Origin of the sequence: Amycolatopsis sp. lyj-23 (assembly GCF_046549135.1) — a bacterium.
In the GTDB taxonomy this organism is placed as follows: domain Bacteria; phylum Actinomycetota; class Actinomycetes; order Mycobacteriales; family Pseudonocardiaceae; genus Amycolatopsis.
This window is the reverse complement of sequence record NZ_JAJPWN010000023.1, coordinates 90712-102941: the sequence shown is the minus strand read 5'-3', so window position 1 is coordinate 102941 and position 12230 is coordinate 90712. Positions and strand designations below refer to the sequence as shown.

Here is a 12230-nt window from a genome sequence, read left to right as displayed (position 1 = left end):
CTACGGCAGCGTCGCCAGCGAAGCTTCGAGCGTGGCGTCCGGCAGGTCGTCGTCCACCATGTTCCCCGCCAGGTAAGCGCCATAAGCCGGCAGATCCAGGTGGGCGTGGCCGCACAGCGCCGTCAAGATCACCTTCTCCTCGCCCGTTTCCTTGCACCGCAACGCTTCCTGGATGCACGCCGCGAGCGCGTGCGTCGGCTCGGGCGCCGGGATGATGCCTTCCGACCGGGCGAACCGAACTCCCGCCGCGAAGCACTCCTGCTGGCCGATCGCCATGGCCTCGATCAGGCCCAGCTCGTAGATGTGCGAAATCAGCGGGGACATCCCGTGGTAGCGCAGGCCGCCCGCGTGGATCGGGTCGGGGATGAACTCGTGGCCGAGCGTGTGCATCTTGAGCAACGGCGTGAGGCCGGCCGTGTCGCCGAAGTCGTAGGCGTACTTGCCCCGCGTCAGCGACGGGCACGCGGCCGGCTCGACCGCGCGGATCACCGGGTTCATCCGCCCGGCCAGCTTTTCGCGCAGGAACGGGAAGGCGAGGCCACCGAAGTTGGAGCCGCCGCCGGTGCAGCCGACCAGGACGTCCGGGGTGTCGCCGGCCAGTTCGAACTGCTTCAGCGCTTCCTCGCCGATCACCGTCTGGTGCAGCAGGACGTGGTTGAGCACGCTGCCGAGGGCGTACCGCGCGTCCGGGTCCTGCGCCGCCTGTTCGACCGCCTCGCTGATCGCGATGCCGAGGCTGCCGGTCGAGTCCGGGTGCTCGGCCAGGATCGCCTTGCCGGACGCGGTCAGCTCGGACGGGCTCGGGTGGACCGTCGCGCCGAACGTCTCCATCATCAGCTTGCGGTAGGGCTTCTGGTCGTAGGACGCCCGGACCTGCCAGACCTCGCACTGCAGCCCGTACTGGGCGCAGGCGAAGGCCAGCGCGCTCCCCCACTGGCCGGCGCCGGTCTCCGTCGTCAGCCGCGTGACACCTTCAGCCGCGTTGTAGAACGCCTGCGGCACCGCGGTGTTCGGCTTGTGCGAGCCGACCGGGCTGACGCCCTCGTACTTGTAGTAGATGCGCGCCGGCGTGCCCAGTGCCTTCTCCAGCCGCCGCGCACGGAAGAGCGGCGACGGCCGCCACAGCCGGTAGACCTCCCGAACTTCCTTCGGGATGTCGACATAGCGATCAGTCGTCACTTCCTGGGCGATGAGCGCCTGCGGGAAGAGCGGCGCGAGGTCCTCCGGGCCGACGGGTTCGCGCGTGCCGGGGTGCAGCGGCGGCGGTGGCGGCTCGGGCAGATCCGGGATGACGTTGTACCACTGGGTCGGGAGATCGGCTTCGTCCAGGACGTATTTGGTCTGTTCAGCCATCACGCCTCCTTGGTCGGCACCCCAACCTAGGACGCTCCCGGCCGCCGAACCAGTACGGTGTTCGGGTGAGGAATCCGGTCCTGATCGACGCGCCGTCCAACCTGGGCCTGCGCCCGCCTGCCGAAGGCGCGGTGCCCGGCTGCTACAAGACCCCGGGCGTGCTGCGCGACCTGGGCATCCTGCGCCGCCTGGGCGCGGCCGACGGCGGCGTGGTGACACCCGGCCGGTACGTCGGCACGTGGCAGCCGGGTGACGGCGTCCGCAACGCGGCGGCGCTGGCCGCCTACACGCGCGCGCTGGCGGAGCGGGTGACCGCGGTCCGCTCGTCGGGCGGCTTCCCCGTGGTCCTCGGCGGCGACTGCTCGATCTCGCTGGGCGCGATGCTGGCGCTGCGCCGCGCGGGCCGGTACGGCATCGCCTACGTCGACGGCCACGACGACTTCCGCCACCTGGGCGTCGCCGAGCACGTCGACGCGGCGGCGGGGGAAGACCTGGCGATCATGACCGGCCGCGGTGAGCGCGGCCTGGCCGACATCGACGGCCTGCGCCCGTACGTCCGCGACGAAGACGTCCTGGTGCTCGGCGTGCGGTCCGCCGAATCGGCGGACGTGCGGGCCGCGGGGATCGCCCACGTCACCTCCGAAGCGATCATGGCTTCGGGGCTGACGCTTTCGTCGCCGTTCGAGGGCCTGGACGGCTTCTGGCTCCACCTGGACATCGACGTGCTGGACCCGGCGTACGTGTCTGCAGTGGACAGTCCCGACCCGGGCGGCCTCGACCCGGACACCCTGGTTCCGGTGCTGCGGCAGCTGTTGTCCCTGCCGGGCGCGGCGGGTTTCGAGCTGACGGTGTTCGACCCCGACCTCGACCCGGACGGCCGGCAGGCCGCCCTGGTCGCCGACATCCTGGAAAGGGCGCTGCGATGACCGGCCTCCCGCTGTGGCACCCGCCGTCCGGCCGCGGGCCGGGCCTGGTGCTGATCCAGGAGATCTTCGGCCTGGACGACTACCTGCGCTCGGTGGCGGCGGACCTGGCCGCGGCCGGGTACGTGGTCGCGGTCCCGGAACTGTTCCGGCGGTTCGCCCCGGGCTGGTCGTCGACGCACGACGAAGCGGGCGTCGCGGCTTCGGTGGAGGTGGCGGCGAAGTTCGACCCGGCGCTGGGTCTGTCGGACGTCCTGGACGCGGTGGCCCACCTCCGGTCCCGGCCCGAGGTGACGGGCGGAGTGGGCGTCCTGGGGTTCTGCCTGGGCGGCTCGCTGGCGTTCGCGGCGGCGGCCGAAGGCGATCCCGACGTGGCCGTGTCGTTCTACGGCTCGAGGGTCCCAGAGCAGATCGAAGCGCTCGCCCGGGTCGGCTGCCCGATCCAGTTCCACTTCGGCGGCCAGGACCCGTACATCCCGCGGTCGGACGTGGCGGTGGTCGAGGCCGCGGTGGCGGACCACCCGGGGGCGGAGATCCACGTCCAGGAGGAGGCGGGCCACGCGTTCCACAACAACGTCGCACCGATGTTCCACCACCCCGAAGCGGCGGCCCGCTCGTGGGAGCTGACCACGGAGTTCCTGCGGCGGACCCTGCCGGCGTGAAGGCGGCGCTCGTCCGGGCCGGCGGGGAACTGGTGTTCCTGCTGCTCTGGTTCTGGCTCTTCACCCGGCTGGACGCGGCCGTGGGCAAGGACTTCGCGGCCGCCAACGCCGACGCGCTGGCCCTCCAGGTCATCGAACAGGCGGCCCACCTGGACATCGAGGGGAGCGTCAACAGCCGGCTGGCCGGGCACCCGGTCCTCGGTCACCTCGCGGTGTACGTGTACCGGCTGTACTACGTGGTGGTCGCCGGCGTGCTCGTGTGGGTGTTCGTTCGGCGCACGGTGGTCTACCGCGAGGTCCGCCGCACGATGGTGGCGATGACGGCCCTTGTCCTCTTGGTCTACTGGGCGGTGCCGATGGCCCCGCCGCGCTCCGCCCTGCCGGGCGCGGTGGACGTCGTCGCCCGGTACGACATCCTGGGCGAAGCGGGCCGCGCGAGCTGGACGCACCCCAGCCACTACACGGCGATGCCCAGCATGCACGTGGGCTGGTCGCTGTGGTGCGCCTACGCGGTGTGGACGGCGCTGCGGAGCACACACCCACGCGCGGCGTGGGCGGCGTGGGCGTTTCCGGTGGTCATGGTGGCGGTCGTGCTGGGGACGGGGAACCACTACGTCCTGGACGTCGCGGGCAGCGTGGCGCTGCTGGCGGTGTCGATCGGCGTCGCGTCGGTGTGCGGTCGCCTCCTCGCACGCCGGCGTCGGGCCGGATCGGGGCAACCCGTCCCTAGCTAGCCGTGGCGGTGGCTTCCGGGCGGGTCAGCACGCAGAGGTCTTCGAGGTCGGCCAGCTGGCGCATGATGCGGTTCACGTCGGTGATCCGGTGCTGGGCGCGGCTCAGGGCCAAGGCGCGCACCCACGCCGTGCGCGCCTCGGCGTGCTGTCCCAGCGCGGCGTGGGTACGAGCGAGGTGATCGAGGGTGTCGGCCTCGTAGTACGTCGCACCGAGGTTCCGGCACAGTTCCAGTGATTCCCGGAAGCACACCAGCGCCCGCTCGTGCCGGCCACGGTGGTGCTCGATGTAGCCGAGGCAGTCCAGCGTGACGGCTTGGCCCTGCCGGTTGCCGTGCCGGACGAACAGGTCCAGGGCCTCCTGGCAGGACGTCCCGGCCCGCCGGAAGTCGCCCAGCAGCGCTTGGTACCAGCCCACCATGCTGAGCGCCTCACCCTCCCAGACCGGGTTGGCCAACGTCCGGAACAGCCGGAGCGCCAGCTCGGCGTAGTCCAGGGCCAGGCGGTCGTCCACCTGCCGCCAGACCCAGGACAGGTCGTAGTACGCACGGGCTTCCCCGTGCGTGTCACCGCTCTGCCGGGCCAGGCCGAGCGCGCGGTGCAGGTGGGAGGACGCCTCGGCGCGCAGCCCGGCACGCGCGTAGGCCTGGCCGAGCAGGCGGCGGGCGTGTCCTTCGAGTCCGGGATCCTCCAGCTGCTCCGCGGCGGTGAGCGCGACCCGCCACGTCCTGAGCTGCTCGTGCAGGTGCCCGCGGCGCAGCAGGTAGCCGTGCAACGTCCAGGCGAGCTGCCAGGCGAGGTCCGGCCAGCCGAACCGGACCGCCGCTTGCTGGGCGGCGAGCAGGTTGGCGTGTTCCGCGTCGAACCAGGTGAGGATCGAGGCGTCGTCGGCGAACTCCGGGAGCGGGGACCGGCTGGGCCGTTCGCCGACGTCGATCGGCTTGCGGTGCGGGTACAGCAGTCGCTCGCCCGCGTGGCTCGTGTGGAGGTAGAAGCCGACCAGCCGCCGCAGCGCCGGTGTTCCGCCGGACCGCGGCTCGGCCGCCCGCTCGCCCGCGTAGAGCCGGATGAGGTCGTGCATGCGGTAGCGGGACGCGCCGTGGCGCTGCACCAGGTGCGCGTTCTCCAGCTGCCGGACCAGCGCGGTGACCCGGCCGGCGGGCACCCCGGTCAGTGCGGCGATCGCGGGCAGCCCGATGTCCGGGCCGGGCGCCATGCCGAGCAGCCGGAACACGTGGGCGGCCTCGGTTTCGAGTGCCTCGTAGGACCAGGACAGCGCGGCGCGCAGGTTCGAGGTGAGCTCACCACCGTCGAGCGCGTCCAGCCTGGCCGAGGCCTCACCGAGCTCGGCGGCCAGCAACGCCAGCGGGAGGTCCGCGTAGGTCGCCGCGTACGCCGCGACGATGCCCAGCGCGAGCGGAAGGCCGGCGCAGTAGGTGACGAGCTTGCTCACCGCCACCCGGTCGGTCTCGACCCGGCCGGGTCCGAGCCGCTTCGCGAGCAGTTCCCTGGCTTCCGGCGCGTCCAGCACGTCCAGGGTCAACGACCGGGCGTCGTGCGTGGTGAGCAGCCCGGTCAGCTGGTTGCGGCTGGTGATCAGCACGGTGCAGCTCGGGCTGCCGGGCAGCAGGGCCGCCACCTGGACGCTGTCCCTGGCGTTGTCCAGGACGATCAGCATCCGCCGGTCCGCCACCGCGTCCCGGTACAGCGCCGCCTGCGCCTCGGCGTCGAGCGGGATCGAACCCGGCGGCAGCCGCAACGCCTCGAGGAACCCGCGGATCGCCTCCGGCGGTTCCACCGGCGCGCCCGACGGGTCGAACCCGCGCAGGTTGACGTACAACTGCCCGCCGGGGAACAACTCCGCGTTGTCGTGGGCCCACTGCAGGGCGAGCCACGTCTTCCCGATGCCACCCATGCCGACGATCGCGACGATCGCGCCGGCGTCGTCCGCCGCGGCGGGCAACGACTTCGTGATCTCCGCCAGTTCCCGGGTCCGCCCGGTGAACGACCGGGGCCGGGCCGGCAACCGGGGTACCGGCGCAGCGGTTCGCGCCGGAGCGGGCCGTTCGTCCGCCGGGTAGGGGTGGTCGGGCAGGCAGATCCAGGCCTGGACGTCCGCTTCCTTCACGCGGACATCGGCCTGCCGGTACGTCGTCGCGTCCTCGATCGGGCTGTGCCGGACGACCTCGGTGAAGAACCAGGACGAAACGATGAGCGCCAGCACGCCCGGTGACCCGGCCAGCGCCGCCTTAAGCGGCGGTGCGTCGAGGAGCCGGAACGCGAGGTTGATCGACTTCGCGGTGACCCCGAAGTCGTCGTAGGTGATCTCACCGGCGTGCAACGCCATCCGCAGCCGGATCCGCCCCGGTTCCGGGTGCGTGCTGTTGTGCCGTCGCACAGCGGTCGCCAGGGCTCGCGGCAGCGACTCGACGAACGCGGACTTGGGCACCTCGGCCCCGGCGAGGACGAACACGCCGTCCCCGCGGTCCTCGACGTCACAGCTGTCCCACGGGATGCCGGCCGCCTCGAACGCCGACCGCAGCGCGCGGTAGACCCCGCCGCGGACCGCGACCTGGTCGGGGTTCGTCCGCTGCGGGTTGCCGAACCCCTCGACGTCGACGATGAGGATCGTCCGGTGCACCGCCTGGCGCCGGTCCACCGGCCGGATGGCGGAAACCGGCGAAGCGGCGCCGAAGCCGGCCGCGCGCCGCTGGTCGGGCACCAGACCGGCTTCGACGTCCGGCACCGCCGTGCGGACGACCTCCGGGTAGCCCTCGAACATGAGCGTCCTCCTCCCCAGGAGCGATCGAGCCGTCCACGCGTACGCCGGCACGCCGGGAAAATCGCTGACGCGGGGTGGCGTCCACCAGGATGAGCCAGCGCAACGGTGCCCGGAAGGGTGATTGCAATATTGCACGGGAACAATTGCGCAAGTTGTGCCGTACGATCTCACGAGGACTACCGCGACATTCGGCATGCACTACTCCGAAGGGGGCATAGGCCCATGACGCAGGATGCGCCGTCCGCGCGCGAGCGTCAGCTGGCCGGCGAACTCCGGCTCCTCCGCCAGAGCGCCGGCCTCAACGGGAAGAACGTCGCCGAGCGGCTCGGCTGGTCGACGTCGAAGGTTTCGCGGATCGAAACGGGGAAGATCGGGATCAGCCAGGACGACCTCGAGGCGCTGTTCCGCCTGTACGAGGTCCTCGACGACCGGGCGGAAACCCTGCGCAGGCTGGCCGCCTCGGCCCGGACGCAGGGCTGGTGGGACGCGTACGCCAACAACCTCTCGTCCGGGTACTCCAGCCTGATCAAGCTGGAAGCCGGCTCGGCCGAACTCCGCTGCTACTGCGCTTTGGTGCCCCACGCCCTGCTGCAAACCCCGGAATACTCGCGGAACGTCATCCAGTCGACCCTGCAGGTCCCGGCGCCGGCCGAGGTCGACCGGCGGATCGACATCGCGCGCCGTCGGCAAGCCGTCCTGAAACGCGACAACCCACCCATGCGGCTGTCCGCCGTGATCGACGAAGCCGCGTTCCGGCGGCACATCCGGACGCCCGACGGGCGGATCGACAACGGCGTCACCCGCGCGCAGTTCAAGCACCTGGCCGAACTGGCCACGTGGCCGGACATCACCATCCGGGTGCTGCTCTTCAAGTCCGGGATCCCGCCGGTGACCTCCGGCTCGTTCTCCATTTTGGAGTCTTCGGCGACCCGGCGACCCGACGTCGTCTACCTGGAGAACAAGACCAGGTTCTTCTTCATCGAAACGGAAAGCGAGGTACACCAGTACGTGCAGGAGTTCGAACTGCTCAGCTCGATGGCGTTGGGCACGGAAGAATCGCGCGCTTTCATCGAGCGCGCCGCGAACCGCTGAGGAAAACAATGCACAAACGCGAACTCGGCGGGTCGAAACTGAAGGTTTCCGCTCTCGGACTCGGCTGCATGGGCATGTCGGAGTTCTACGGCCGGGCCGACGAGGCAGCGGGGGTGACCGCGATCCACCGGGCGATCGACCGCGGGATCACCCTCATCGACACGGCACCTTCCTTCGGCGCGCCGCAGCACGGCGAGTCCGCCAACGAACGGCTCGTGGGCCGCGCCCTGCGCGGCCGCCGGGATTCCGTCGTGCTGGCCACCAAGTGCGGGTTCGTCCAAAGTGGAACGGACCGGATCGTCGACAACTCCCCCGGGTACATCCGGCGCTCGATCGACGAGTCGCTGGAACGGCTCCGGACCGACCACGTCGACCTGTACTACCTCCACCGGCGCCATCCGGACGTGCCGATCGAGGACGTGATCGGCACGATGGCGGACCTGGTCGACGCCGGCAAGGTCCGGCACCTCGGCTTGTCCGAAGTCAGTGCCGAGACGTTGCGCCGCGCCCACGCGGTCCACCCGATCACCGCGTTGCAGAGCGAGTATTCACTGCTGAGCAGGCACCTCGAAGACGAGATCCTGCCGACGGCGAAGGGACTCGGCGTCGGCATCGTCGCGTACGCGCCGGTCGGGCGTGGCCTGCTCACCGGCGCGCTGACTTCGCTGGACGGGCTCGAAGCCCACGACCTGCGCCGGCGGCAGCCACGCTTCCAAGGTGACAACCTCGACCGGAACCTGGCGCTCGTCGGACGGGTGCGCGCCGTCGCGAAGGAGGTCGGCTGCACCATGGCGCAGCTGGCCCTGGCCTGGCTGCTCGCGAAGGACGACGGGATCGTGCCGATCCCGAGCACCACCCGGTTCCGGCACGTCGAGGAAAACGCCGCGGCGGTCGACATCGAGCTGTCGGACCGGCAGGTGAAGGAGCTGGACGAAGCCATCCTGCCCGGCGAGGTCATCGGCGACCGGAACACCGCGGCGAGCCTCGCCCTGATGGAGCTGTAAGCCCGGCGGGTGGCGGTTGCGCGGGACCGCCGCCCGCCGGGCGAAACCCGGCGCGGCGGGCACCGTCCTTCTGCGATACTCACCGCCGTGAACAGTGGCAACACCGAGCCGGGGGTGCAGTTCCTGCTCTCGCTGATCGACCCCGGCGACGCCGCCGCCGTGCGGGAGCGGCTCGGAATCGGTGTGCCCGTGCCGGTCGACGACGAGCAGGCCGGATGGCGGCTCGATCGGCTCGGTGCGCCGCGGGCGGTGCTCCTGTGGATGCTCGAACGCGATGATCCGGACACCAACCGGGTCGTCTTCCACCGGGACCGCGTCGACGACGCCCTCAAGCGCGACATCCTGCGCGGCCTGCCGTTCGGGTCCGCGGCCGGGCCGCTGCCCGTGCGGGTGAACTGCGGGCTGCAGTGGTGTTCCCACCGGGAACCGCACATCCCGGCGAGCGGGCGGGGGCTGATCGGCGGGCTGCGGGAGGCGCGGACCATGGGCGCCGCCCGGGTGGCCGCGCGGGCGGTCAGCCGGCCCGACTGGGCCGCGGTCGCCGAGGCGGATCGGGCGGAGCCGTTGCCCGGCTTCGCGCGCTGGGCCCTCGGCGAGCGGATCGACTGCCCGCCCGAGCTGCGCGCGCAGTTCGGCTCGCACCCCAAGTTCGTCAACCGGCTCCGCAACGCGGGCATCGTCGAACCACGGGACTACGTCGAACGGGGCCGGCCGCCGCGGGACGTGCTGGCCGTGCTGCACTTCGGCACCCAGCTGTTCCCGCACCGCGTCGGCGAGGCCGCCGCCGTGCTGGCGCCATCGGTGCGGAGCGAGCTCGGGACGAACCTGGACGCGTGGGCGGTGCTGGCGCGGCTGCTGCGCACGTTCGCCGGAACCGTGCCCGAGCTGGTCGCCACGTGCGGCGCGATCGCGCGGGGTGAGTGACGGGCGGCTGGATTCGAACCAGCGTGACCCTCCTTGCCGAGGAGGTGCGACTGCCTCTGCGCTACGACCCGTCGGCACGGATGCTACCGGGGGAACAGCGGGGTACCGGACCCGGTGGCCGGTCATCGACCTGACCGACCGGCGGGCGCCGGCGGCCTGGCAGCCGGCGCCGCCCGCCGGGATCGGGCTGGACGGCCGCAACTCGCGTGATCAGAGACGTAACTCGCGTGACTGGAGGGGCTTCTCGCGTGATTGGAAGGGCATCTCGCGTGACTGGAGGGGCATTGCTCGCCCAGCGTCCGGGAAGTTCTTCACGGAACAGCCCCGTCAACCCCCGCGGTGGACGCTGCGCACGGCCGCCACGTCGGGCGGCACCGGCGGCCGCGCGGGGATCGCGGCGCTCGCCTGGTCGAGCCGGCGCCGGATGCTCGTGGCGACGCCCTTGCCGAGGACGAACCGGGTGGGCGTGGCCGCCCGCTGGGCGCCGTCGAGCAGGCGGTGCGCCGCGTGGCTGCCGAGCCTGGTGTTGCTCAGGACCAGGTGCTGCAGGCGGTGCGGCCGGTCGGCGAGCGCGCCGGCGATGGCCGTTGTCGCGGCCTCGTCCAGCCGGTTGTCCGCCGCGTCGAGCACCTTCGCGGCCTTCACCCGTCCGAGGTCGCACACCTCCACCCCGGCGCGGGCCGCCGCGATCACCAGCTCGGCCGCCGCTTGCGGACCGATTCCGTTGCTGGCCAGGGAAATCCGGCGCAGGTTCCCCGGCCGCAGCGCGTCGGCGATGGCGTGCGCGCCCTCGTCGCCCAGCCGGGCCGCGGACACGTACAGCTCGGTCACGACGTCGGCGGCCAGGAGCGCCGCCAGGTGGGCCGCCCCGGCCGGGCCCAGCGGATTGCCGCCGACGTAGAGCCGCTCGATGCGCCGGCCGCTCCCGGCCGCGGCGAGCACCGCCGCCACCACCCTCGCCACCCCGGCCGCGTCGAGACCGGTCTGGACCAGGTCGAGGGTCCGCAGCGACCGCGCGGACTCGATGAGCGCGGCCACCGCGTCCCCGTCGCCGACCGGGTTGCGCTTGAGCCAGACGCCGGTCACCCGGCCGGCCTGCGGCGACATCCGCAGGTTGTCCGCGATCCGGCACACCCCGCCCGCGGTGATGCCGTTGCAGCCGAGGTAGAGCGTCTCGACCTCGCTCTCGACGGCCGGCCCGGCCACCTCGGCCGCGGCGTCGCCGAGCCCGTCCGTGCCCAGCAGGAGGTGCTTGACCACGCCCGGCCGCAGCGCCGCCGCCACCTGGGCCGCGCCGTCCGGGCCGAGCGCGGACTTGCACAGATCGAGGCGACCGTCAGGCAAAGCCGTGCCCGTCGGGAAGTCACGCCGTTCGGCAGTGGCCGTGCCGGTACGCAGCCACGCCAACAGCGGCTCGAGCCGGCTCACCACGCCGCCTCCCGGTAGTCCTTGAGGAACACCCCGGCGCTCGGTGCACCCCGCTCGCCCCGCACGATCGGGTCGTACACCCGGGCCGCGCCGTCCACGATGTCCAGCGGCGTGCGGAAGCCGGCTTCGGCGAGGCCGGCCTTCTTCGGCAGCGGGTTCTCGTCGGTGATCCAGCCGGTGTCGACCGAGCACATGTAGACGCCGCGCTGGGCGAGCTCGGGCCCGCTGGTGCGGGTCAGCATGTTGAGCGCCGCCTTGGCCATGTTGGTGTGCGGGTGGCGGGACGTCTTGTTCCGCACGGCGAACCGGCCCTCGACGGCGGTCACGTTGACGACGTACCGGCGCGGGTGCGGCGAGGCCAGCAGCAGCGGCAGCAGCCGGTCGCACAGCAGCGTGGGGGCCAGTGCGTTGATCAGCTGCGTCTCCAGCACCTCCGCCGCGTCGAGCTCCCCCACGCGGACCGACCACGAGTTGGCCGGGGCGGTGTCCGGCAGCAGTCCCGCTTCGTCGAGCTCGGCGAGGGTCAGCGCGCCGCGGCTCGGCCCCAACGCGAGCACGGGGCTGAATCCCGGAGCCAGCAGGACGTTCGACGGCAGCACGCCGGCCTCGCCGTCGATCAGCGCCGCGTACGACTCGGGTGGGCGCCGCACGGTCTGGGCGGCGTTGTTGACCAGGATGTCGAGCGGCCTGCCGTCCGCGCGCAGCGACTCGGCCAGGCCGAGCACCTGGCGCGGGTCACGCAGGTCGACGCCGGCCACCGTCAGCCGGTCCAGCCACCGGTCACTGCCGGGAACCGCCTCGAAGCGGCGCCGGGCGTCGCGCGGGAAGCGGGTGGTGACCAGCAGTTCGGCCCCGTCCCGCAACAGCATCAGCGCGAGCTGGAACCCGATCTTCACGCGTCCGCCGGTGAGCACCGCGCGGCGGCCCGTGAGGTCCGTGCTCGCCCGGCGGCGCTCGGCGTTCTCCTGGGCGCAGGCCGGGCAGAGCCGGTGGTAAAAGGCGTCCGCGAGGCGGTAGGGCTCCTTGCAGACGTAACACCGCCTCGTCCGGGCCAACGGGCGGCCCACCGCGTCCGGGAGCTCCCGCAGCGGCGCGTCTTCACGCCGGGCGCGCGCCCCCGTCGCCGTCGCGGCGTCCACCGCCGCGTCCGCTTCGGCACGTTCGGCGGTCCGGACCTTCTTGCGGCGCTGGCGTCCTTCGCGGGCGAACGACTCGGCCACCCGCTCGGCCTGCAACCGCACCGGGTCGTCCACCGGCAGCTCCCGCAGCCGGGCGACGGTTTCGTGGAACACGGCGAGTTCGGCTTCGGTGATCATGCGGTCCCCCTCCTG

The 12230-nt window shown here is 72.3% G+C and carries 10 protein-coding genes and 1 tRNA gene; 6 read left to right on the top strand and 5 right to left on the bottom strand.

Annotation, left to right across the window (positions count from 1 at the left end):
* Entirely contained in the window at positions 1–1353 is a 1353-nt protein-coding gene (locus tag ACLJPY_RS43450; protein WP_410596824.1) for a TrpB-like pyridoxal phosphate-dependent enzyme, read from the bottom strand.
* Between the two features lie 65 nt (positions 1354–1418).
* Here ACLJPY_RS43450 and ACLJPY_RS43445 point away from each other — a divergent pair, with 65 nt between their 5' ends.
* Genes ACLJPY_RS43445 through ACLJPY_RS43435 form a run of 3 tightly spaced genes read left to right on the top strand, consistent with a single transcriptional unit; the run spans position 1419 to position 3672 of the window.
* On the top strand, positions 1419–2279 hold the full coding sequence (locus ACLJPY_RS43445; protein ID WP_410596823.1) for an arginase family protein: 861 nt from the start codon (positions 1419–1421) through the stop codon (positions 2277–2279).
* A complete protein-coding gene (locus tag ACLJPY_RS43440) occupies positions 2276–2938 on the top strand; it encodes a dienelactone hydrolase family protein (protein WP_410596822.1) in 663 nt (220 codons plus the stop codon). The genes ACLJPY_RS43445 and ACLJPY_RS43440 overlap by 4 nt, the downstream gene beginning before the upstream one ends.
* Entirely contained in the window at positions 2935–3672 is a 738-nt protein-coding gene (locus tag ACLJPY_RS43435) for a phosphatase PAP2 family protein (protein WP_410596821.1), read from the top strand. Before ACLJPY_RS43440 ends, ACLJPY_RS43435 begins: the two co-directional genes overlap by 4 nt.
* Here the strand turns inward: ACLJPY_RS43435 and ACLJPY_RS43430 are convergent.
* The gene (locus tag ACLJPY_RS43430; RefSeq protein WP_410596820.1) at positions 3665–6451 is read right to left on the bottom strand and encodes a tetratricopeptide repeat protein; all 2787 of its coding nucleotides are present in this window, start codon (positions 6449–6451) and stop codon (positions 3665–3667) included. The genes ACLJPY_RS43435 and ACLJPY_RS43430 overlap by 8 nt on opposite strands.
* A 222-nt stretch (positions 6452–6673) precedes the next feature.
* Here ACLJPY_RS43430 and ACLJPY_RS43425 point away from each other — a divergent pair, with 222 nt between their 5' ends.
* The 3 genes from ACLJPY_RS43425 to ACLJPY_RS43415 all read left to right on the top strand — a co-directional run bounded on the left by ACLJPY_RS43425 (position 6674) and on the right by ACLJPY_RS43415 (position 9471).
* Positions 6674–7543, top strand: a complete 870-nt coding sequence (locus ACLJPY_RS43425) for a helix-turn-helix domain-containing protein (RefSeq protein ID WP_410596819.1) — start codon at positions 6674–6676, stop codon at positions 7541–7543.
* An 8-nt stretch (positions 7544–7551) separates the two neighbouring features.
* Positions 7552–8547 (top strand): aldo/keto reductase, encoded by a 996-nt coding sequence (locus ACLJPY_RS43420; protein WP_410596818.1) that lies wholly within the window; start codon positions 7552–7554, stop codon positions 8545–8547.
* Positions 8548–8634: 87 nt separating this feature from the next.
* Positions 8635–9471 carry a hypothetical protein gene (locus ACLJPY_RS43415; RefSeq protein WP_410596817.1) on the top strand — a complete coding sequence of 279 codons (837 nt, stop codon included), beginning with the start codon at positions 8635–8637 and terminating at the stop codon, positions 9469–9471.
* Here the strand turns inward: ACLJPY_RS43415 and ACLJPY_RS43410 are convergent.
* The 3 genes from ACLJPY_RS43410 to ACLJPY_RS43400 all read right to left on the bottom strand — a co-directional run bounded on the left by ACLJPY_RS43410 (position 9469) and on the right by ACLJPY_RS43400 (position 12215).
* Positions 9469–9544: transfer RNA gene (locus ACLJPY_RS43410), tRNA-Ala, on the bottom strand. The genes ACLJPY_RS43415 and ACLJPY_RS43410 overlap by 3 nt on opposite strands.
* A gap of 254 nt (positions 9545–9798) precedes the next feature.
* Positions 9799–10899 carry a ribonuclease inhibitor gene (locus tag ACLJPY_RS43405; RefSeq protein WP_410596816.1) on the bottom strand — a complete coding sequence of 367 codons (1101 nt, stop codon included), beginning with the start codon at positions 10897–10899 and terminating at the stop codon, positions 9799–9801.
* On the bottom strand, positions 10896–12215 hold the full coding sequence (locus ACLJPY_RS43400) for an SDR family NAD(P)-dependent oxidoreductase (RefSeq protein ID WP_410596815.1): 1320 nt from the start codon (positions 12213–12215) through the stop codon (positions 10896–10898). The genes ACLJPY_RS43405 and ACLJPY_RS43400 overlap by 4 nt, the downstream gene beginning before the upstream one ends.
* Positions 12216–12230 lie beyond the last annotated feature (15 nt).

Coding starts and splice junctions, on each gene's coding strand:
- ACLJPY_RS43440 (WP_410596822.1), top strand. CDS start 2,276: ATGACCGGCCTCCCGCTGTGGCACCCGCCGTCCGGCCGCGGGCCGGGC.
- ACLJPY_RS43420 (WP_410596818.1), top strand. CDS start 7,552: ATGCACAAACGCGAACTCGGCGGGTCGAAACTGAAGGTTTCCGCTCTC.
- ACLJPY_RS43425 (WP_410596819.1), top strand. CDS start 6,674: ATGACGCAGGATGCGCCGTCCGCGCGCGAGCGTCAGCTGGCCGGCGAA.
- ACLJPY_RS43400 (WP_410596815.1), bottom strand. CDS start 12,215: ATGATCACCGAAGCCGAACTCGCCGTGTTCCACGAAACCGTCGCCCGG.
- ACLJPY_RS43450 (WP_410596824.1), bottom strand. CDS start 1,353: ATGGCTGAACAGACCAAATACGTCCTGGACGAAGCCGATCTCCCGACC.
- ACLJPY_RS43430 (WP_410596820.1), bottom strand. CDS start 6,451: ATGTTCGAGGGCTACCCGGAGGTCGTCCGCACGGCGGTGCCGGACGTC.